We start from the raw sequence: 21,237 nt of genomic DNA, 5'->3' as shown, positions 1-21,237 counted from the left end.
TTCCTGGTGGCATATAGATATACGAATTCCTTACTTCCCCATACTTTCTCAACAGGTATGCTGAAGCGGTATCCCAATTTCATACAGTTAAGGACAGGCCATGAGTAAGATTTTTGAAGACAACTCGCTGACTATCGGTCATACGCCGCTGGTTCGACTGAACCGTATCGGTAACGGACGCATTCTGGCGAAGGTGGAATCACGCAACCCAAGCTTTAGCGTCAAATGCCGTATCGGTGCCAACATGATTTGGGATGCCGAAAAACGTGGTGTACTGAAACGGGGTGTAGAGCTGGTCGAACCAACCAGCGGCAACACAGGGATTGCGCTGGCCTACGTTGCCGCAGCTCGCGGTTACAAACTGACTCTGACCATGCCTGAAACCATGAGCATTGAGCGCCGCAAGCTCTTAAAAGCGCTGGGCGCGAACCTGGTGCTGACCGAAGGCGCAAAAGGTATGAAGGGCGCGATTCAGAAAGCGGAAGAAATTGTGGCCAGCGATCCGGAAAAATTCCTGCTGCTGCAGCAGTTCAGCAACCCGGCAAACCCGGAAATCCACGAAAAAACTACCGGCCCGGAAATCTGGGAAGATACCGATGGCCAGGTTGATGTCTTTATTTCCGGCGTCGGTACTGGCGGTACGTTGACTGGTGTGACCCGTTACATTAAAGGCACTAAAGGCAAAACCGATCTGATCACCGTCGCGGTTGAACCTACCGACTCCCCTGTTATCGCCCAGGCGCTGGCAGGTGAAGAACTCAAACCAGGCCCGCATAAAATTCAGGGTATTGGCGCAGGCTTCATTCCGGGTAACCTTGATCTGAAGCTTATCGATAAAGTCGTTGCCATCACTAATGATGAAGCTATTTCTACTGCGCGTCGTCTGATGGAAGAAGAAGGTATTCTGGCTGGGATCTCTTCCGGTGCTGCGGTTGCTGCCGCGCTTAAGCTCCAGGAAGATGAAACCTTTACCAATAAGAATATAGTGGTTATTCTACCGTCATCGGGTGAGCGTTATCTGAGCACTGCACTGTTTGCCGATCTCTTTACAGAGAAAGAACTGCAACAGTAGTGCCAGCATGTTAAAAACGCGTAAAAAAGCACCCTTTTGGGTGCTTTTTTGTGGCCTGCTTCAAAGTTTCAACTCGCCTGGCATTGATTCAGCCCGCCGGAACTGGTATTTAACCAAACTAATTATTTTGATGCGCGAAATTAATCGTTACAGGAAAAGCGCTAGCTGAATCGATTTTATGATTTGGTTCAACTCTTCCTTTCGCGGCATAATGTTTAATGACGAACGAAACGTCAGCGGCAAGAAGTTGCCAGCAACGGATTGCACCGAACTCCTTTTGTGTCGCGTCCAGTTTACGCCGATGCTAACAATACAGGCTAAAGTTGAGCCGCCAGGCTAGACTTTAGTTCCACAACACTAAACCTATAAGTTGGGGAAATATAATGTTCCAGCAAGAAGTTACCATTACCGCTCCGAACGGTCTGCATACTCGCCCTGCTGCTCAGTTTGTTAAAGAAGCAAAAGGCTTTACTTCTGAAATTACTGTGACTTCCAACGGCAAAAGCGCTAGCGCCAAAAGCCTGTTTAAACTGCAGACTCTGGGCCTGACTCAGGGTACCGTTGTCACCCTGTCCGCAGAAGGTGAAGACGAGCAGAAAGCAGTTGAGCATCTGGTTAAACTGATGGCTGAACTCGAGTAAGTTCAACGAGTTCTTTTAAATATCAGTCACAAGTAAGGTAGGGTTATGATTTCAGGCATTTTAGCATCCCCGGGTATCGCTTTCGGTAAAGCATTGCTGCTGAAAGAAGACGAGATCGTCATTGACCGGAAAAAAATTTCTGCCGACAAGGTTGATCAGGAAGTTGAACGTTTTCTGAGCGGTCGTGCCAAGGCATCTGCGCAACTGGAAGCGATCAAAACCAAAGCTGGTGAAACGTTCGGTGAAGAAAAAGAAGCCATCTTTGAAGGGCATATCATGCTGCTCGAAGATGAGGAGCTGGAGCAGGAAATCATAGCCCTGATTAAAGATAAGCACATGACGGCTGATGCAGCTGCGCATGAAGTTATCGAAGGTCAGGCCACAGCCCTGGAAGAGCTGGATGATGAATACCTGAAAGAACGTGCGGCTGACGTACGTGACATCGGTAAACGCCTGCTGCGTAACATTCTGGGTCTGGCAATTATTGATCTGAGCGCTATCCAGGACGAAGTTATCCTGGTTGCCGCAGACCTGACCCCGTCAGAAACCGCACAGCTGAACCTGAACAAGGTGCTGGGTTTCATCACTGATGCGGGCGGACGTACCTCTCATACCTCTATCATGGCGCGTTCTCTGGAACTGCCTGCCATCGTAGGTACGGGTAGCGTCACCTCTCAGGTGAAAAACGACGACTATCTGATTCTGGATGCCGTAAACAATCAGGTTTACGTCAATCCGACCAACGACGTTATTGAGCAACTGCGTGCCGTTCAGGAGCAGGTTGCAACCGAGAAAGCGGAACTCGCTAAGCTGAAAGATCTGCCGGCTATCACGCTGGACGGTCACCAGGTTGAAGTTTGCGCCAACATCGGTACCGTTCGTGACGTTGAAGGCGCCGAGCGTAACGGCGCTGAAGGTGTGGGTCTGTACCGCACCGAATTCCTGTTCATGGACCGTGAATCGCTGCCAACTGAAGAAGAACAGTTTGCTGCGTATAAAGCCGTTGCTGAAGCCTGTGGCTCTCAGGCGGTCATCGTCCGTACCATGGACATCGGCGGCGATAAAGAACTGCCGTACATGAACTTCCCGAAAGAAGAGAACCCGTTCCTGGGCTGGCGTGCCGTGCGTATCGCCATGGATCGTAAAGAGATCCTGCGTGACCAGGTTCGCGCTATCCTGCGCGCCTCTGCTTTCGGCAAACTGCGTATCATGTTCCCAATGATCATCTCTGTTGAAGAAGTGCGTGCACTGCGCAAAGAGATCGAAATCTACAAACAGGAACTGCGCGACGAAGGTAAAGCATTTGACGAGAGCATTGAGATTGGCGTGATGGTGGAAACACCAGCTGCGGCAACAATTGCGCGTCATTTAGCCAAAGAAGTTGATTTCTTTAGTATCGGCACCAATGATTTAACGCAGTACACCCTGGCAGTTGACCGTGGTAATGATATGATTTCACACCTTTACCAACCGATGTCGCCATCTGTGCTGACGCTGATCAAGCAAGTTATTGATGCTTCTCATGCTGAAGGCAAATGGACTGGCATGTGTGGTGAGCTTGCAGGCGACGAACGTGCTACACTTCTGTTGCTGGGGATGGGTCTGGACGAATTCTCTATGAGCGCCATTTCTATCCCGCGCATTAAGAAGATTATCCGTAACACGAACTTCGAAGATGCGAAGGTGTTAGCAGAGCAGGCTCTTGCTCAACCGACAACGGACGAGTTAATGACGCTGGTTAACAAGTTCATTGAAGAAAAAACAATCTGCTAATCCACGAGATGCGGCCCAATTTACTGCTTAGGAGAAGATCATGGGTTTGTTCGATAAACTGAAATCTCTGGTTTCTGATGATAAGAAAGACACCGGAACTATTGAGATCGTTGCTCCGCTCTCTGGCGAGATCGTCAACATCGAAGACGTGCCGGATGTAGTTTTTGCTGAAAAAATCGTTGGTGATGGCATTGCTATCAAACCAACCGGTAACAAAATGGTTGCTCCTGTTGATGGCACCATCGGCAAAATCTTTGAAACCAACCACGCTTTCTCTATCGAATCCGACAGCGGCATTGAGCTGTTTGTTCACTTCGGTATTGATACCGTTGAACTGAAAGGCGAAGGCTTCAAACGCATCGCTGAAGAAGGTCAGCGCGTGAAAGTGGGCGACCCGGTTATTGAATTCGATCTGCCGCTGCTGGAAGAAAAAGCCAAGTCTACCCTGACTCCGGTTGTTATCTCCAACATGGACGAAATCAAAGAGCTGATCAAACTGTCCGGTAGCGTGACAGTGGGTGAGACTCCGGTTATCCGCATCAAGAAGTAATTCTTTTTGCAGAGATAAATGGCGCCATCAGGCGCCATTTTTTTTATCTGATGGATATCAAAACCCTGCCGGATGGCGCTACGCTTATCCGGCCTACAGCAAACTCCGTAACGTAGGCCGGATAAGACGTTCTCGTCGCCATCCGGCATTAAATCTGTGAGGTGACCGGTCGGTAACACGCCTCGCGCATCAGAATCTTCATCCCTTCCGGCCCGCTTTCCAGCATCCTTCGCTCCGAGTCTGCCACTAACAATTCACAATCGTAGCCACCCGCAATACCAAACATGGCCCGCGCTACACAGATATCTTCCAGCGCTGCTGCCCCGTTGGTGTCAAAATGTCCAACCATACGCCCATTCTGGCGAACTACCAGCCGGTAACTCTTCATCGCGCCTCCCCTGCCGGTGGCAGAATTAATTCATCACAACCGCACAGGTGCGTCCACGTCATCACGTCCAGCACCCGCTGCGCGGCGTCGTGCGTCGCGGTCGTCAGCGCTTTCCCCAGTACAAGGCCGCTCACCAGCTCTGCACAAAACAGATCGCCAGTCCCCTTCAGATCCGTTTTCACTCGCGGATGGGCTAACACCTCAACCGTTTCAGCCGTCACCACCGCAACGTTAATAATCTCTTCGGTATCCCCCGGCGCGCTGGTTATTACCACCCATTTCAGGGTGTCAGTGAGCAGTGATTGTGCCGCCGTAATGGCTTCATCAAGCGTACGACACGGCTTTCCGCTTAGCATTTGCAGCTCGAACACGTTCGGCGTCAGCCCCTGTGCCAACGGCAGCAGGTGCTGACGATAAGCTTCCGGGATTTCGGCTTTCACATACATGCCGCTATCCGTATCGCCAATCACGGGGTCGACCAAAATGCATAGGTCCGGATGCGTGGCCCGAACGGTTTCCAGCCACTGTGCCAGCAAGGCGATTTGCTCCGCGCTGCCCATGTATCCTGTTGTCACCGCCTTTAGCTCACGCAAGGCATCACGCTCGCTTAAGGCGCGGAGATAGCCGCTAAACCAGTCAGACGGAATAACGCCGCCGTAAAAGGTTTCATAATGCGGGGTATTACTGAACAGCACCGTGGGTACTGCCGTCACGCGTAACCCCTGCGCTTTAATGGCCGGGACGGCGATGCTGTTACCTACGCTGCCATACACCACCTGTGACTGGACGGCGACGATATCGGTCTGTAACGCCCGATTCGTGTCGTCAAAGAGCACTGACTGGATATCACTCTCCTGCTCCATAAATTTCTCCTCTCGCTGGACAGCGGGCCTACGCCTCACTATTATCGTCATATGCTAAAATTCATTTTGTCATAGGTCAATAATGATCGACGGAAAAACCGCTAACGAAATTTTTGACAGTATCCGTCAACATGTCACTACAGGCACGCTGGCAGCAGGCGAAACGTTGCCGCCAGTGCGGGAACTGGCAACGGCATTAAACGTGAACCGCAATACTGTCGCGGCGGCTTACAAACGCCTGGTCACCTCCGGGTTGGCGCAGAGCCTGGGACGCAACGGCACGGTGATTAAGGGGATTACTGCCCCCGTTGCGCTGGAAGGTGGTAATCCGGATACCCCGCTTATCGATCTTTCCGGCGGTAATCCAGCGCCCTCGCGTCTTCCTGACCTGAGTAGTTATTTCGCGAAGATAAATAAGAATCCGCGTTTGTACGGCGATGCCGCTGTGTCACCAGGGCTTAAGGTATGGGCATCACAATGGATGCAAAATGCAATGCCCGGCAAGGGGGAAATTGATATCACCAGCGGCGCCATTGATGCTATCGAACGGCTACTGTGCGCCCATTTGCTGCCTGGTGATAGCGTTGTCGTAGAAGATCCATGCTTTTTGAGCAGCATCAACATGCTGCGTTATGCTGGTTTCTCCGCCAGTCCGGCCAATGTTGACCACGAAGGCATGCTGCCGGACCAACTGGAACTCGCGCTACAGAAAGGTGCGCGGGCAGTGATTCTGACACCGCGCGCGCATAACCCGACAGGATGCAGCCTGAGCGCTTCACGCGCGGCGCAATTGCAGGAAATCCTGGCTCGCTATCCGCAGACGCTGGTGATCGTCGACGACCACTTTGCGCTGCTATCTGCTTGCCACTGGTATCCGGTGATTGCGAAGGAAACCACGCACTGGGCGATTGTCCGTTCGATGTCAAAAACGTTAGGTCCGGATTTACGCCTGGCCATTGTGGCCAGCGATCCGCTCACTTCAGGGAAGCTACGTTTACGGCTCAACTCCGGCAGTCAGTGGGTCAGCCACCTGCTGCAGGATTTGGCCTGCGCGTGCCTGAGTGACGAGACTTATCAACACACGCTGGCGCAAACTCAGCAGTTTTACGCCGCCCAGCAGCAAACGTTGGCGGCAGCACTGCGGCGACATGGCATTGAGTTGCCCGTTGGTGACGGTCTGAATATGTGGCTACCGCTGGAAGATAACAGCCAGGCGATCGCTTTTGCGCTGGCAAAGTCCGGCTGGCTGGTGCGGGAAGGCGAAGTGTTTGGCGTCAATACGCCCGCCCACGGCCTGCGTATTACGCTGTCAACCTTAACTGACAGCGACATTGATAAGCTGGCGGCTGATATTCATCAGGCGCTAAAACGCTAACAGGAGAGAAAAAGTGCGAGTTCATTTTGTTATTCATGAGTCTTTCGAATCTGCTGGCGCGTATCTGCCGTGGGCCGAATCACGCGGCTATAGCGTCAGTTGGTCGCGCGTTTATGCCGGAGAAGCGGTCCCTGCGAACGCCGATGATTTCGATATGTTGGTGGTGTTTGGCGGTCCGCAGTCACCACGAACCACGCTGGCAGAGTGCCCGTACTTTGATTCTCAGGCCGAGCAGCATCTGATCAACCAGGCGATTGCGGCACGTAAAATTGTGGTGGGGATCTGCCTGGGTTCACAGTTAATCGGCGAAGCGCTGGGTGCGAAGGTGTGCCAGAGTCCGGAAAAAGAGATTGGTCACTACCCCATCGTTCTGACCGAAGCCGGTCAACAGCACCCGCTGTTCAGCTATTTCGGCTCACCGCTTACCGTCGGTCACTGGCACAACGACATGCCAGGATTAACCGACCAGGCGACCATTCTTGCTGCCAGCGAGGGCTGCCCACGACAAATCGTGCAATACGGTAATTTTGTTTATGGTTTTCAGTGCCATATGGAGTTTACGGCTGATGCTATAGAAGGGCTTATTCAACACTCCGAACAAGAACTGGCGGAAGCTAAAGGCAAGCGTTTCATCCGTTCCATTGAAGAGATGCGAGCATGGGATTATCAGCAGATGAATGAGAAACTGTGGCAATTCCTTGATAAGCTTGTGGAAAAACGTAACGATTGATTATGGCAGGCCGGATAAGACGCTTTACGTCGTCATCCGGCGCTCGTGCCGTACGTTTGCCTGATAGTGCTATGATTATCAGGCCTGAAAACTAAATCCCTAATCCCTGGTTAAAGTGCTCTTCACCAAACACGCCGGTTGAAAGGTAGCGATCGCCGCGATCGCAGATAATCGCCACCACCACCGCTCCCGGTGTCGCGCGCGCCACACGTAACGCCCCCGCTACCGCGCCACCAGAACTGACACCACAGAAAATCCCTTCGCGAACGGCCAGTTCACGCATGGTGTTTTCCGCATCGTTCTGATGAATATCCAGCACCTCATCCACCAGCGAGGCGTTAAAAATGCCTGGCATATATTCCGCAGGCCAGCGGCGAATTCCCGGAATACTACTGCCCTCTTCCGGCTGCAGGCCAACGATAGTGACCGCTTTTTCTTGCTCACGCAGAAAACGCGACACACCGGTAATGGTGCCTGTCGTTCCCATACTGGAGACAAAGTGGGTAATACGACCTGACGTCTGCTGCCAGATTTCCGGTCCGGTGGTAGTGTAATGCGCGTACGGGTTATCCGGATTATTAAACTGATCCAGCAGCTTGCCTTCTCCACGCTGCGCCATCTCAAGGGCTAAATCGCGCGCGCCTTCCATCCCCTGCTCTTTGGTGACCAGAATCAGTTCGGCACCATAGGCGCGCATCGCTGCACGGCGCTCCTGGCTCATGTTGTCTGGCATCAGCAGCTTCATGCGATAGCCCTTCAGCGCGGCGATCATTGCCAGCGCAATTCCGGTATTACCGCTGGTCGCCTCAATCAGCACGTCGCCTGGCTTAATTTCTCCGCGTTTTTCCGCTTCGACGATCATCGACAACGCGGCGCGGTCTTTCACCGAACCTGCGGGATTATTGCCTTCCAGCTTGACCCAAATTTCACTACCGTTATCCGGCGCTAGACGTTGTAATTTCACCAGAGGCGTATTGCCAATTGTTTGTTCTAATGTGTTCACGTTTTCAACTCAATAAAAATGCCGGGTGGCGCTGTACTTACCCGGCCTACAGGTCATGCTGCACCTGGTAAGCCCGGTAAGCGCAGCGCCACCGGATGATAACTATACGAATTAACCTATCAGGCGCTTTGCGCCAGGGCAAGTTCCTCTTCCCGCGTTTCAATACGCTGGTCGCCGTTATACAGGCGCGCATTTTGCAGCCCGACAAACAGACGTTCGCCGCGGCTAGGGGAATCATCGCCCTGCATGACTACCGTCAACGGTTCGTTATACCACCCCAGGGGTTGCACAACTAATTGGGTGTAGTGTCCTTTCGGGCTGGCTTCCAGCACTTGTACCGGCAACGGCGAATCCAGGCTGGTACGACGGCTCACGTCCACTTCCCACGGGCGCAGGAACAGATCCACCGGTCCCTGATAGCCAGGCGTATAACCCAGCGGCCAGCGGTGTGCGCCCACATGGAATTGGCCGCCACGAATCGTCCCCTGCAGGCGGTTAACCTCACCCATAAATTCCAGGACGAAACGAGTAGCCGGTTCGCGCCATACCTGATCCGGCGCATCAGCCTGTTCGATATGACCCTGACTCATCACCACCACGCGGTCTGCGACTTCCGTTGCTTCTTCCTGATCGTGGGTAACAAACACGCTGGTAAATTTCAGCTCTTCATGCAGCTGGCGCAGCCATCGACGCAGCTCTTTGCGCACCTGCGCATCAAGCGCGCCAAACGGTTCGTCGAGCAGCAGGATCTGCGGCTCTACCGCCAGCGCACGCGCCAACGCCACGCGCTGTTTTTGGCCGCCGGAGAGCTGTGCCGGGAAACGGTCCGCCAGATGAGCCAGTTGAACCATTTCCAGCAGTTTGGTCACTTTTGCTTTGATGGCCGCCGCATTCGGGCGCTCACGCCGTGGCAGGACCGTCAGACCAAACGCGATATTGTCGAAAACGGTCATATGACGAAACAGCGCATAGTGCTGGAACACGAACCCCACCTTACGGTCGCGGGCGTGCAATCGGCTGACGTCGGTACCGTGAAAACGGATATGCCCGCTGGACTGATGCTCCAGCCCGGCAATAATGCGCAGCAGCGTGGTTTTGCCCGAGCCGGATGGCCCCAGCAGCGCGACCATCTGACCTGAAGGAATATCCAGCGAGATATCGTTCAGCACCTGGGTGCGACCAAAAGACTTCTTAATATTGGCAATCTCAATGCTCATGATTTTCCTCCTGCTGCGCGCGTTTTTCCTGGTTCTCCAGACGCCATTGCAACATGCTCTTCAAAAACAGGGTAATAATCGCCATCAGCGTTAATAGCGCCGCGGCGGTAAAGGAGCCGACCGTGTTGTAGTCCTGCTCCAGTAATTCAATCTGTAGCGGCAGCGATAAGGTTTCGCCGCGAATCGAGCCGGAAACCACTGACACCGCGCCAAACTCACCAATCGCACGGGCGTTGGTCAACACCACACCGTACAGCAATGCCCAACGGATATTCGGCAGCGTAACGCGGCGGAACATCTGCCAGCCGGACGCGCCCAACAGAACCGCGGCTTCATCTTCATTGCTGCCCTGGCTTAACATCACCGGCACCAGCTCACGCACCACAAACGGACAGGTCACGAACACTGTCACCAGCACCATCCCCGGCCAGGCAAACATAATTTGCAGGTTATGCTCATCCAGCCACCCACCAAGCGGGCCGTTAGAGCCGTAAAACAGCAGATAGACCAGACCGGCGACCACCGGCGAGACAGCAAATGGAATATCCAGTAACGTTAGTAGTAGTTGGCGTCCTGGGAAGTTAAAACGGGTCACCAGCCAGGCCAGCAACACACCAAACACCAGGTTCACCGGGACCGCAATCAGCGCAATCAGCACTGTCAGCCAGATGGCATGCAGCATGTCCGGATCCGCCAGGTTCTGTAATACCGGCATTAATCCCTTGCTGAACGCCTGCACGAAGATGTAAATCATCGGCACCAGCAAAATAAACGCGGAGACCAGCATGCCCGTGCCGATCAGAAACCATTTCCCCCAGTTGATGCGGGGTGCGCCATAGCGTTTCAATTGGGTAATGTCTGCCATCAGTGACCTACCACACGTCGACCAAAGCGACTTTGCAGAGTGTTAATTGAAAACAGCAGCAACAACGAAGCCCCGAGGATCACAGAAGCAATCGCGCTGGCGGCCGGGTAGTCAAACTCCTGCAAGCGAACAAAAATCATCAGCGAGGTCACTTCCGTCTTCCATGCGATGTTTCCGGCAATAAAAATAACCGCGCCAAACTCACCGAGGCTGCGGGTAAACGACAGCGCAACGCCCGCCACCAGCGCAGGAGACAGCTCCGGCAGCACTACTTTACGGAAACTTTGCCAGCGCGTAGCACCGAGCGTTTCAGCTGCTTCTTCATATTCCGGGCCTAACTCTTCCAGTACCGGTTGCACGGTACGCACCACAAACGGAATGCTGGTAAAGGCCATCGCTACCGCGATACCGAGCCAGGTGTAGGTCACCTTGATATCCAGCTTCGCCAGCCACTCGCCGTAGAAGCCATTAACCGAAAACAGTGACGCCAGCGTCAGACCTGCCACCGCCGTAGGCAGTGCGAACGGCAGGTCCATCAGCGCATCCAGCAGCGTACGGCCCGGAAAGCGATAGCGTGTTAAGATCCACGCCATCAGCAAACCGAACACGCCGTTAAAAATCGACGCCACAAACGCTGACAGCAGCGTCACTTTATAAGCCGCCACCACCTGCGGATTGGTAATCACATCCCAGTATTGCGCCCAGCTCATTTGCGCCAGTTGCATCACCAGCGCGCTCAGCGGCAGCAGCAATATCAGGCAGACAAACAGTAAGCTGGTGCCCAGGCTCAAAGTGAAGCCGGGCAGCACACGTCGGGAAGAAACAGCAAACATTTACTTACGCCCCGCCGCCAGCAGTTTGTCCAGCTCACCGCCGCTGACAAAGTGCGTTTTCATCACTTCAGGCCACGAGCCAAACTTATCTTCCACACGGAACAATTCGGTCTGCGGGAATTTATCTTTCAGCTTGTCCATTACCTGCGGGTTATTCACGCGGTAGTAGAAATCGGTAATGATGGTTTGCGCCTGCGGGCTGTACAGCCAGTTCAGGTAAGCTTTCGCCGCTTTTTCAGTACCGTTGGCCTGCACATTTTTATCTACCCAGGCCACCGGGAACTCCGCCAGAATGTTGACCTTCGGCACCACCACTTCGAAGCCCTGGTCTTCGTACTGTTTACGGATATTGTTCACTTCCGATTCAAAGGTAATCAGTACGTCGCCCAGACCACGCTCCACGAAGGTGGTAGTTGCACCACGACCGCCGGTATCAAATACTTCCACGTTTTTCAGAAACTGGGTCATGAACTGTTCGGTTTTGGCTTTATCCCCACCGTCCGCTTTATCTGCCGCGCCCCACGCTGCCAGATAGGTATAGCGTGCGTTACCGGAGGTTTTCGGGTTCGGGAAAATCAGCTTCACGTCCGGGCGAACCAGATCGTTCCATTCGTGGATATTCTTCGGGTTGCCCTTACGCACCAAAAACGCCATGGTGGAATAGAATGGCGAACTGTTATTCGGCAGGCGGCTTTGCCAGTCGGCAGGGATCAGCTTGCCTTTGTCATGCAGGATCTGCACGTCGGTCACCTGGTTATAGGTCACGACGTCAGCTTTCAGCCCCTGCAAAATCGCCAACGCCTGTTTTGATGACCCGGCATGAGATTGTTTAATCGTCAGTTTGTCGCCGCCGTTATCCTTCGCCCATTGCTGTTCAAACGGCGGATTAAGGGCGGCAAACAGCTCGCGGGAAACATCGTATGAACTGTTCAGCAGTTCCGTTGCCTGCGCCTGCCCCACCAGCAACAGCATGGCTGCCAGCGTCAGTGTTCTTTTTTTCAGTAAGTTAACGGCCATTGCGCACCCTTATAAATTAAATGACTTTCTTATGGTCATCATATTTATAACCAGTGCTAAAGGAGTAACGGTTTTATATACCGTTTGATGATTTGAAAGTTGAAAAGAGAATAAGGGGTACCTCCTCCCCAGCACATGGGGAGGAGACCGGCATCAATCAGACGCCGACGCTTACGCTTTCAGGCAAAGTGCTGCCGCCATCAATCACGTTTTGCGTGCCAGTTAAATAACTGGACTCATCCGATGCCAGGAACGCCGCCAGTTCACCGACCTCAAGCGGGCAGGCCAGACGACGCATCGGGATCGCTTTCGCCATTTCGACTAAAACGGATTCAGGATCTTCCGGGTTAGACTGACGCGCAATGCTTTCCGCCATCGGCGTACGAACGTAGCCAGGGCAAATGGCGTTCACGCGAATGCCGGACTGCGCATATTCTACCGCCAGGGATTTGGTCAAACCGATGATCGCGGCTTTCGACAGCGCGTAGGCCGTTTCGCCCGGGTCAGCAACCATATCGCCGGTCACCGATGACATCATCACGATGCGCCCATCTTTGCGCGCAATCATCTCCGGCAGAACGGCTTTCGTCACGTTCCAGACGCCTTTAATGTTGATATCAATGTGGAAATCGCGATCTTCATCGCTCATATCAAGGAAGTTACCGAGGCGGCATACGCCGGCATTGTTCACCAGAATATCGATTTTGCCTTCAATCTGCTTCGCGCGCGTCACCGCTTCCTTGACCGACGCAAAATCTCTGACGTCAGCGTGAACAGCTGTGCAACGGTGCCCTCGCCCAGCCAACTCATCCGCCAGTTTTTCAATCTCATCGGAGATATCCAGCAGGATTAAGTTCGCACCATGGCGGGCAAACGTTCTGGCGATACCCTCGCCAATACCCTGAGATGCGCCCGTAATCAATGCTGTTTTGCCCGTGAGTTTTCCCATTTCAATATTCTCCTTTTGAATATGAAGCCTTCGCTTCATTCACGCAGAAGATACAGCAATAACAAATTAGTGCTGAGGAATAGCTCACTAAATCAGGTTAATCTCAGGTAAAAAAAATCCCCGACGATGCGGGGATGTCTATTTCGTGGCCGATAACAGGCTCAGCTCACCATTACAGCGCCATTAAACGGTCCAGCGACGGTGCAAAGTAATAGCCGCCGGTTACCGGTTTGGTGAAGCGCAGCATCGCATCACGCTTACCGTCGGTGTCACCAAACATGCTCAGCAATTGTTGTTCAATGTTGTGCAGACGAGCGCAGTAGGCGCAGAAATAGAGACCATGCGTGCCGCTGGCAGTACCGTATGGCAGGCTCTGGCGCACAATTTTCAGCCCTTTACCGTCTTCTTTGAGGTCAACACGGCTCAGGTGAGAGGTGACCGGACGGTCATCACCGTCGATCTCTTCGTTGGCTTCCTTGGTGCGACCAATCATCATTTCCTGGTCATGGATGCTCATGCGATTAAGCTGCTTCAGGTTATGTTCCCAACGCTGCACAAACACATAGCTGCCACCGGCATCCACACCATCTTTGATAACGGCAACTTCACGGCGCGTTTCTTCGCCTGCCGGGTTTTCCGTACCGTCAACAAAGCCGCTGAGATCGCGCTCTTCGACCCAACGGAAACCGTGAATTTCTTCTTTAACTTCAATACAGTCGCCAAATGCTTCCATTGCCGCCTGTGCAACGGAGAAATTCACGTCATGACGCAAAGAGAGAATATGGATCAACACGTCATATTGGGTTGCTGGTGCCAGACCTTTACCGTAAGGGATAAAGTCTTTTAACTCTTCAGCACCGACGCCGCCGCTCAATGCACGCCAGGTGTTGTTGCCAAAAGCGACAACCGCGCCCAGATGCGCATCCGGGAACTTAGCTTCAAAGGTCGCCAGCTTATCGGCGAAGGTTTTGCTGGCCGCACGCAGGGCATCAACGTCGCCTTTAACATTGGCTTCAATCCAAATCGCCGCACGGCAATGTTCTGGCAAAATGCCACTCTGAACCTGAGACATTGTTCCTCCTGAAAAAAAGATGCCACGACATCGTGGCATTGATGGGCGCTATTCTACCTGTTTTTTTAACAAGCCGATTTGTTCAGACGCAAATTAACGCCGCCAGATAATTTTGCTTACTTTCCACGCTTTCAGCGTGTCGTCAGACGGCATTATATCCTCAGGCCCGCTCCATTCACCGGAAAAAATATAGCTAATATGTTGACTTCCTTCAGCTTTACACTCAACGCCCGCGCTGTCATCGCCGGTTGCTTTTTGGCAATTACCGAAAGCTTTAGTGTAAAGGTCGCTAAACGGTGTACCGATTTCGACACCCGCGGCTGACGAAATATCGTGATCTAATACATCAATACGACTGATGGTTCCCTGGCTGCCGTTGATGACTATCGCCAGCTTGTCGTCTTTCATCGCTTCATAGAAGCGCACCACATTACCGTTATCGGTCTTCATTCCGCTACGCAGGCGGTAATCACCGTCCAGCGCATCAGCAATGGCTTTTTCATCCAGCGGCGTAGCGCCCGTTAACGCTCCTACGCCCTGCTCTGTGACCTGCGTTGAAGAACCAAACCAGTTCCACGGATTGGCGGCAGACCAGTTCACCGAGGACAACGTTGAACACCCGGCCAGTAGCAGCGGCATCGTGCATAAAGTCAAACGCAGTGATTTCATTTCACTTCCTTCCTTATTTATCAACGGTGCTTGGAGTCCGGTTTCCCCAAAAAGTGCCGTTATTCTTTCTCAAGGGAAAAACAGGCGCGCAGACGTTGATTGGTTAACAGCCAGATCAGCGCGACAATATCCGCCACCAGCAGCGCCAGCCCGACGCCATTGAGCGGATCGCCTGCCAGCCACATCACCGGCTGCCAGCACAGCAGCACCAGTTGAGCGAAAATCAATAATCCGCGCAGCCAGCGCCAGAGCACCGGAAACGCAAAGCGTCGCCCGCTGAGTAAAAACGCCAACACGGCGGGAACGCCGGGAAGCAACCCCAGCCAGAATGCGTCATGATCGGGATAAAACAGATTCAGCAAGGTGTTGCCCTGCTCACGGGAAGAACCGGCAATCACGAACAAAACCCAGGTGCGTGCCTGCAGCAGCAGTACGCACCAGAAGAGAAAAGGCAGGCGCAGACGCCCATGACCGTCATAGTCGGCCGGATGAAACTCAGTACTCTTCATCTTCGATCAAACGCTTGCCCAGATTGAGTACATCCGCGTGTTCATAGCCCAAACGTTCATACATGCCCTGTACGACGTCGTTATCGTCACGCACCATGATTTGAATCTTCGGACAACCGCGGGCAATGAGCTTTTTCTCCAGCCGGTTGAGCAGCGCATTGGCGATGCCGCGACCGCGAAACTCAGGATGCACGCCCAAGTAATAGGCGGAACCGCGATGCCCGTCGTATCCGCCCATCACCGTACCGACCACCTCGCCGTTCACTTCAGCAACGAGGAACAAGCTGACGTCATGATTGACTTTACGTTCGATGTCCATTTCAGGGTCGTTCCATGGACGCAGCAAATCACAACGCTCCCAGAGGGTGATCACCTCTTCGAAATCTTCCTGGCGAAAAACGCGTATTTCCATGGTATTGGGTACCTTTTCAGGACGTTAAAAAGCGATTATGGCGCGAACGGCTGATTTAGCCAATATCTGACGCGAAGCGGCGGAAAAAATGGCATAATACGGAATTGTCACGTATTGAAATGAAAAGTAAAACAATTCTTATCTCGATCCGTCGCAACGGACTACGCGATACGATATAACGTTTAGAACCTTTTTTTTACAACTCAGGCCGTATGAGCACTTTTAAACCACTAAAAACACTCACATCGCGCCGCCAGGTGCTGAAAGCCGGGCTGGCCGCCCTGACGCTGTCAGGCATGTCACAAGCCATCGCTAAAGAAGAAGCGCTAAAGACCAGCAATGGACACAGCAAACCGAAAGCGAAAAAATCCGGTGCTAAGCGCGTTGTTGTCCTTGATCCGGGGCACGGAGGGATTGATACCGGCGCAATTGGTCGCAACGGGTCGAAAGAAAAGCACGTGGTACTGGCGATTGCCAAAAACGTGCGCTCGATCCTACGTAACCAGGGGATTGATGCACGCCTGACCCGCTCCGGCGATACGTTTATTCCGCTCTACGATCGCGTCGAGATCGCCCACAAACATGGTGCCGATCTGTTCATGTCGATCCACGCCGACGGTTTTACCAATCCGAGCGCTGCGGGTGCTTCGGTCTTTGCCTTATCCAATCGCGGCGCCAGTAGCGCCATGGCGAAATATCTGTCCGATCGTGAAAACCGGGCCGATGAAGTCGCCGGAAAGAAGGCCACTGACAAAGATCATTTGTTGCAGCAGGTGCTGTTCGATCTGGTGCAAACTGACACCATAAAAAACAGCCTGACGTTAGGCTCGCATATTCTTAAGAAGATCAAGCCGGTACACCGTCTGCACAGTCGCAGCACGGAACAGGCCGCCTTCGTGGTGCTAAAATCACCTTCGATTCCGTCGGTCCTGGTCGAAACCTCGTTCATCACCAACCCGGAAGAAGAACGATTGCTGGGTACGGCGGCGTTTCGTCAGAAAATCGCCACCGCTATCGCCAATGGCATCATCAGCTATTTCCACTGGTTTGATAACCAGAAAGCACACTCGAAGAAACGTTAACCATGAAGCCCGATGCACAGCGCGTAAAACAGTTCCTGCTCAGCCTGCAGGATGAAATTTGTCAGCAGTTATCCACCGTAGACGGCAGCGAATTTGTTGAGGATAACTGGCAACGCGAAGCGGGCGGCGGCGGGCGCAGTCGGGTGTTGCGTAACGGCGGTATTTTCGAGCAAGCAGGCGTTAACTACTCCCACGTCCACGGCGATGCAATGCCGGCCTCGGCTACCGCGCATCGCCCGGAGCTTGCCGGGCGCAGTTTTGAAGCCATGGGCGTCTCGTTGGTGGTGCACCCGCAGAATCCCTACATTCCAACCAGTCATGCCAACGTACGGTTTTTTATCGCGGAAAAACCGGGGGCCGATCCCGTGTGGTGGTTTGGCGGCGGCTTTGACTTAACGCCCTACTACGGCTTTGATGAGGATGCGGTTCACTGGCATCGCACGGCGCGGGACCTGTGCCAGCCGTTTGGCGATGACGTTTATCCACGTTACAAAAAGTGGTGCGATGACTACTTCTTCCTCAAGCACCGCAACGAGCAGCGCGGCATTGGCGGGCTGTTTTTCGATGATTTGAATACCCCTGATTTCGACCACTGCTTCGCTTTTATGCAGGCGGTAGGTCAAGGATACACCGAGGCGTATCTGCCCATCGTCGAACGCCGCAAAATGATGAGCTGGGGCGAGCGCGAACGTAATTTCCAGCTGTATCGTCGTGGTCGCTATGTGGAATTTAATCTGGTGTGGGATCGCGGCACGTTGTTCGGTTTGCAAACCGGCGGGCGCACGGAATCGATTCTGATGTCGATGCCGCCGCTGGTACGCTGGGAGTATGACTGGCAGCCAGAAGCGAACAGCCCGGAAGCTGCCCTTAGCGAGTTTATTCAGGTCCGCGACTGGGTGTAATTGCCTGATGGCGCTACGCTTATCAGGCCTGCAACAACAGCAAACCCGTAGGCCGGATAAGACGCGTTAGCGTCGCATCCGGCACAATAATCTCATCATGCCCACTGGCGCATACGCTGATGCAGCGTCAACGACGGTTTCTCCGCAAACAGCTGCTGGTAGTCGGTGGCAAACTGCCCTAAATGCCAGAATCCCCACTGCATGGCGGCGTCTTTCACCGTCGCACTCTGCGACCATGGGCTTATCAACTCACGGCGCACGGCGTTCAGGCGAATACGTTTCAACCAGGCATTCGGGCCAATACCGAGGATCGCGTGAAAGGCGTTTTGCAACGTCCGGCGGCTAACGTGCAGCTGATTGCATAAGTCGAGCACGGTCAGCGGCTCTGACATATTTTCCAGCACATATTCGCGCGCACGTGACAGCAAGCGACGATAGCTCTGATGGCTGATGCTCTCCGCAGTCATAATCGGCTGCGCTTCTTCCAGCATGGTGCCCATCGCCAGCAGCAGGTTATCCCCCAACACTTTACGCACCGCGGGTTGGTGAAGGTTTTCAGGATTCTCACTAAACGTCGCCAGCGCCTGCTGCACAAAGCCCCATAGCGCGGCTTTGTGTTGTTCTTTAACTTCCAGCGCCGACTGATTGCGCAGCATATGCAACACCCTTTCCGGGTTATGCAGGAAGTTGGCCTGACGAGCTATGGCCTCTTCCGAAATGACGACACCCAAAATGGTGTAATCATCCGGCGTACTCAGTTCAAACTCCGTCCCGCCTGGGCGGGTGGCAATTTCAGCGCTACCCAAACACTGGGTACCAATAAATCCCTGCTCGCCGCGCGTGGCCGGAATGCCAAACCAAAATGAGTTTGGCCAGACAAGGCACGACTGACGCAGCGCCAGTCCGGTGTATTCACGGAACACCTGAATATCATCGAGCAGGATTTCCGTGAACTCGCCATGAAATTTTCCCGGATGCAGCTGGTCGTAGATCTGCTGCCAGGCGGTAATCGTCAGCGCGTGCTCATACACATCCGTTGTTCGCCGTTGGTGAACGTTGTCCACTTCCACTTTCGGCGTCAGTTTAACGTCTTCGGGTAATACTTCATGATAAAGATGGTGCAAGTTTGCAGTACGGTTCTTTTTCATGATCTTTTAAGCCGGAAGCTTCAACGAAGCCCCCGGCCCTCCGACAGGTTAATTTTTTAAGCGGTAGCGACTACTGCGTTTACGCAACGCTCCATCAGAAAAGAGCTGTTCCAGCGCATTTCTGGCTTCATCAAGTGACCAGCCAAAGTGGGCCGCCACTTCCCCTGCCGTCATTCCTTGACGGACCGATGCTAACAGCGTCAGAAGTTGGGCAGAGGATTCAGACGTCACTGGGGCGTCCTGTGTCTTCTCTGGTTTCACTTCTGTTTTCGCTTCTGGCTTCTGTTCAGGTTTCTTCGGCTGGCGTTTAAAACCGCCGATCAGCCACTGGGTGTCATCGTCCGGCCGGCCTATTTCCTTACGGCTGATAACACGGCCCGTACGCGCTGCGGCTGCACTGCCAGCATCCAGCGCTGCGCGGCATGCCGCCAGATCGCCTTCCACCACCAGCGTCAGCCGACCAGGATCGAGCACTTCGTGGCTAAGCAGACGCACGTTCGCGGCTTTCAGCATGGCATCGGCCGCGTCCACGGCAGCCACCATGCCATCCACTTCCAGTAATCCCAGTGCATTGATCATCACTACCTCTCTTACGCGCGCTGGATTGGATTACGGGCAATATCCAGAACGGCATCGGCAAAGGCGTTACATGCGGCTTTACAAGCGGCCTGGCTACCGGTCAAAAACGCGGCTGAATAGTTAGTTTCTGACGGCGGAGGTACATAGGTCACCAGTTGTACATCGGCAGATTTCAGCGCGGCATCAATACCAAATGTCGCTTCCAGCGGCGGTGCTACCAGATACGCCATCGGATCGCCCAGTCGGCATCCCGCGGTTGCGGAGAGATACGAACCGGTACGCGAAACCACATGCGCCAGGAAGGCGGTATCTTCTGCGTCATTCGCCCACTGGAATGCCGCCCCGCTTTCAATATTGGCCACCATCGCGTCCAGACCCGCGCGAACTTCGGCCGGGTTTGGTCCACCGAGCATAATCAGCACTTCGCCCGATGTTGGAGAGGGACTGTGCGCCGCACCGGCATACAGCGAGCGGCCATAAACCACTTCGACCATTGCCTGTTTTGTCGCTTCGTCTGCGGCAATATACGCCACGTCATCAGAATCTGCTGTGATGAGTCCGAGGCTACGTATATGTGGCGGTAATTTAAGTTCGCGGGCAAAACCGTCATTTACCGAGGCAATCACACGCATTGCGGTGACTGAAGGTCTAATTAAATCTAATGCTGGCATGATGCCTCCTTAACGGGTCATATTGATGCCGGATGCTTTTTGCTCCAGCATGCGCTTGGCCAAATCCACAATCACCGCCGCCGCTTCAACCGGTGGCGTACCGCCCTGGTGAATGTTCGAGATACAGGTACGATCAGCCTCAACGGTGGTCGCCACACGCGGCGAATAGACGGCATAGCAAGAAAGACTTTCCGACTGGCCGAGGCCCGGACGTTCACCAACCAGCAGGATCACCGCTTTTGCACCCAGCAGTTCGCCGATCTGATCTTCGATTTTCACGCGCCCATAGCGAACAAAGAACGGCGTCCCGACCTTCAATCCGGCCTGTTTTAAGCCCGACAACAGCGGCGGCAGGATCTCTTCATAGTTAGCGGTAATCGCGTCGGTAGACAGGCCATCAGAAATAATCACCTGCACATCCGGATTCATTACACACTGTGATTTCAGTGCTTCAATGGCTTCCGCACTCAGACGACGCCCCATATCCGGACGCGTCAGATACAGGTTTTTGTCGCTGATTTCCGAGCGCACTTCCAGCAGCCCCTGGGCTTTTACCCACTCTTCCGGCACTTCTTTCAATACCGTATCTTTCGAACGCGAGTGGTCAGCCAGGAAACGCAGCAGCGCCTGGGTACGCGGACGAGGACCGGCACGACCGGTACATACACGCGCAGCGGTGCTACGGCGAAGTTCAGTCAACACCTCTGCACGGTGCGGATTCTCAACGCCAATCCACGCTTTGGCTTCGGCTGAGCCTAAGTCCATCGCGCAGCTTTCACCGGTCGGCGCGGCGCACTGCGTGGTGCTGCATTTTGCTGGTGCTGACGGTTCTTGAGCCTGCGGTTGAGACTCACCCATTGACGCCATTACGCTGCGTACAATTTCTTCAATCTGTTTTTGATCCATCGTGTGTCATC

The 21,237-nt window shown here is 53.6% G+C and carries 24 protein-coding genes; 8 read left to right on the top strand and 16 right to left on the bottom strand.

The annotated features are described in order from the left end of the window. The first annotated feature begins 100 nt into the window (after window positions 1–100). The 4 genes from cysK (at window position 101) to crr (ending at window position 4,036) form a co-directional block, all read left to right on the top strand. A complete protein-coding gene (gene cysK, locus BZK40_RS19610; RefSeq protein WP_079935161.1) occupies window positions 101–1,072 on the top strand; it encodes a cysteine synthase A in 972 nt (323 codons plus the stop codon). A gap of 383 nt (window positions 1,073–1,455) precedes the next feature. Next, entirely contained in the window at window positions 1,456–1,713 is a 258-nt protein-coding gene (ptsH, locus tag BZK40_RS19605; RefSeq protein ID WP_002913505.1) for a phosphocarrier protein Hpr, read from the top strand. Between the two features lie 45 nt (window positions 1,714–1,758). Beyond that, entirely contained in the window at window positions 1,759–3,486 is a 1,728-nt protein-coding gene (gene ptsI, locus BZK40_RS19600) for a phosphoenolpyruvate-protein phosphotransferase PtsI (protein ID WP_008785405.1), read from the top strand. 40 nt (window positions 3,487–3,526) lie between these two features. Further along, the gene (gene crr / locus BZK40_RS19595) at window positions 3,527–4,036 is read left to right on the top strand and encodes a PTS glucose transporter subunit IIA (RefSeq protein WP_000522253.1); all 510 of its coding nucleotides are present in this window, start codon (window positions 3,527–3,529) and stop codon (window positions 4,034–4,036) included. A 148-nt stretch (window positions 4,037–4,184) separates the two neighbouring features. Here the strand turns inward: crr and BZK40_RS19590 are convergent, their stop codons facing one another. Beyond that, window positions 4,185–4,424 carry a hypothetical protein gene (locus BZK40_RS19590; RefSeq protein WP_008785406.1) on the bottom strand — a complete coding sequence of 80 codons (240 nt, stop codon included), beginning with the start codon at window positions 4,422–4,424 and terminating at the stop codon, window positions 4,185–4,187. Beyond that, the gene (gene pdxK / locus BZK40_RS19585; RefSeq protein WP_057066918.1) at window positions 4,421–5,287 is read right to left on the bottom strand and encodes a pyridoxine/pyridoxal/pyridoxamine kinase; all 867 of its coding nucleotides are present in this window, start codon (window positions 5,285–5,287) and stop codon (window positions 4,421–4,423) included. The genes BZK40_RS19590 and pdxK overlap by 4 nt, the downstream gene beginning before the upstream one ends. Before the next feature lie 82 nt (window positions 5,288–5,369). Here pdxK and ptsJ point away from each other — a divergent pair, with 82 nt between their 5' ends. Together ptsJ and BZK40_RS19575 are read left to right on the top strand one after the other, a co-directional pair. Beyond that, entirely contained in the window at window positions 5,370–6,662 is a 1,293-nt protein-coding gene (gene ptsJ, locus BZK40_RS19580; RefSeq protein ID WP_079935160.1) for a MocR-like B6 salvage transcription factor PtsJ, read from the top strand. Window positions 6,663–6,675: 13 nt separating this feature from the next. Further along, a complete protein-coding gene (locus tag BZK40_RS19575) occupies window positions 6,676–7,392 on the top strand; it encodes a type 1 glutamine amidotransferase (RefSeq protein ID WP_079935159.1) in 717 nt (238 codons plus the stop codon). A gap of 91 nt (window positions 7,393–7,483) precedes the next feature. Here the strand turns inward: BZK40_RS19575 and cysM are convergent, their stop codons facing one another. The 10 genes from cysM to BZK40_RS19525 all read right to left on the bottom strand — a co-directional run bounded on the left by cysM (window position 7,484) and on the right by BZK40_RS19525 (window position 15,938). Continuing rightward, on the bottom strand, window positions 7,484–8,395 hold the full coding sequence (gene cysM / locus BZK40_RS19570; protein WP_003835014.1) for a cysteine synthase CysM: 912 nt from the start codon (window positions 8,393–8,395) through the stop codon (window positions 7,484–7,486). Between the two features lie 119 nt (window positions 8,396–8,514). After that, window positions 8,515–9,612 carry a sulfate/thiosulfate ABC transporter ATP-binding protein CysA gene (gene cysA / locus BZK40_RS19565; RefSeq protein WP_060683459.1) on the bottom strand — a complete coding sequence of 366 codons (1,098 nt, stop codon included), beginning with the start codon at window positions 9,610–9,612 and terminating at the stop codon, window positions 8,515–8,517. After that, window positions 9,602–10,477: a sulfate/thiosulfate ABC transporter permease CysW gene (cysW, locus tag BZK40_RS19560; RefSeq protein ID WP_003038064.1), complete on the bottom strand. Its 876-nt coding sequence runs from the start codon at window positions 10,475–10,477 to the stop codon at window positions 9,602–9,604. Before cysW ends, cysA begins: the two co-directional genes overlap by 11 nt. Beyond that, on the bottom strand, window positions 10,477–11,310 hold the full coding sequence (cysT, locus tag BZK40_RS19555; protein ID WP_003038061.1) for a sulfate/thiosulfate ABC transporter permease CysT: 834 nt from the start codon (window positions 11,308–11,310) through the stop codon (window positions 10,477–10,479). The genes cysW and cysT overlap by 1 nt, the downstream gene beginning before the upstream one ends. Further along, window positions 11,311–12,327 (bottom strand): thiosulfate/sulfate ABC transporter substrate-binding protein CysP, encoded by a 1,017-nt coding sequence (gene cysP, locus BZK40_RS19550; RefSeq protein WP_003835019.1) that lies wholly within the window; start codon window positions 12,325–12,327, stop codon window positions 11,311–11,313. A gap of 157 nt (window positions 12,328–12,484) precedes the next feature. After that, window positions 12,485–13,276, bottom strand: coding sequence for an SDR family oxidoreductase UcpA (gene ucpA / locus BZK40_RS19545; protein WP_003835020.1), 792 nt, complete (start codon window positions 13,274–13,276; stop codon window positions 12,485–12,487). Window positions 13,277–13,448: 172 nt separating this feature from the next. Next, window positions 13,449–14,348: a porphyrinogen peroxidase gene (gene yfeX, locus BZK40_RS19540; RefSeq protein WP_003835022.1), complete on the bottom strand. Its 900-nt coding sequence runs from the start codon at window positions 14,346–14,348 to the stop codon at window positions 13,449–13,451. Window positions 14,349–14,441: 93 nt separating this feature from the next. After that, window positions 14,442–15,017, bottom strand: coding sequence for an RpoE-regulated lipoprotein (locus BZK40_RS19535; protein WP_079935158.1), 576 nt, complete (start codon window positions 15,015–15,017; stop codon window positions 14,442–14,444). A 59-nt stretch (window positions 15,018–15,076) separates the two neighbouring features. Further along, window positions 15,077–15,526: a DUF2919 domain-containing protein gene (locus BZK40_RS19530; protein ID WP_071446819.1), complete on the bottom strand. Its 450-nt coding sequence runs from the start codon at window positions 15,524–15,526 to the stop codon at window positions 15,077–15,079. Next, a complete protein-coding gene (locus BZK40_RS19525; RefSeq protein ID WP_003038048.1) occupies window positions 15,513–15,938 on the bottom strand; it encodes a GNAT family acetyltransferase in 426 nt (141 codons plus the stop codon). The genes BZK40_RS19530 and BZK40_RS19525 overlap by 14 nt, the downstream gene beginning before the upstream one ends. A gap of 212 nt (window positions 15,939–16,150) precedes the next feature. On the opposite strand from BZK40_RS19525, the gene amiA reads away from it, so the two are divergent. Beyond that, the gene (gene amiA, locus BZK40_RS19520; RefSeq protein ID WP_003038046.1) at window positions 16,151–17,020 is read left to right on the top strand and encodes an N-acetylmuramoyl-L-alanine amidase AmiA; all 870 of its coding nucleotides are present in this window, start codon (window positions 16,151–16,153) and stop codon (window positions 17,018–17,020) included. A gap of 2 nt (window positions 17,021–17,022) precedes the next feature. Beyond that, window positions 17,023–17,922, top strand: a complete 900-nt coding sequence (gene hemF, locus BZK40_RS19515) for an oxygen-dependent coproporphyrinogen oxidase (RefSeq protein ID WP_079935157.1) — start codon at window positions 17,023–17,025, stop codon at window positions 17,920–17,922. 95 nt (window positions 17,923–18,017) lie between these two features. On the opposite strand, the gene eutR is transcribed toward hemF, so the two are convergent. The 4 genes from eutR to eutC are packed head-to-tail and all read right to left on the bottom strand — an operon-like array spanning window position 18,018 to window position 21,226. Then, window positions 18,018–19,070 carry an HTH-type transcriptional regulator EutR gene (eutR, locus tag BZK40_RS19510; protein ID WP_003835032.1) on the bottom strand — a complete coding sequence of 351 codons (1,053 nt, stop codon included), beginning with the start codon at window positions 19,068–19,070 and terminating at the stop codon, window positions 18,018–18,020. A gap of 48 nt (window positions 19,071–19,118) precedes the next feature. Continuing rightward, window positions 19,119–19,649, bottom strand: a complete 531-nt coding sequence (gene eutK / locus BZK40_RS19505) for an ethanolamine utilization microcompartment protein EutK (RefSeq protein WP_003835033.1) — start codon at window positions 19,647–19,649, stop codon at window positions 19,119–19,121. 11 nt (window positions 19,650–19,660) lie between these two features. Then, entirely contained in the window at window positions 19,661–20,320 is a 660-nt protein-coding gene (gene eutL, locus BZK40_RS19500) for an ethanolamine utilization microcompartment protein EutL (RefSeq protein WP_003838537.1), read from the bottom strand. 9 nt (window positions 20,321–20,329) lie between these two features. Further along, window positions 20,330–21,226, bottom strand: coding sequence for an ethanolamine ammonia-lyase subunit EutC (gene eutC / locus BZK40_RS19495; RefSeq protein ID WP_008785418.1), 897 nt, complete (start codon window positions 21,224–21,226; stop codon window positions 20,330–20,332). Between the last annotated feature and the right edge of the window lie 11 nt (window positions 21,227–21,237).

It is taken from the genome of Citrobacter portucalensis, assembly GCF_002042885.1.
In the GTDB taxonomy this organism is placed as follows: Bacteria; Pseudomonadota; Gammaproteobacteria; order Enterobacterales; family Enterobacteriaceae; genus Citrobacter; species Citrobacter portucalensis.
The sequence above is the reverse complement of the archived record's forward strand: the minus strand, read 5'-3'. Positions and strand labels throughout refer to the sequence as shown.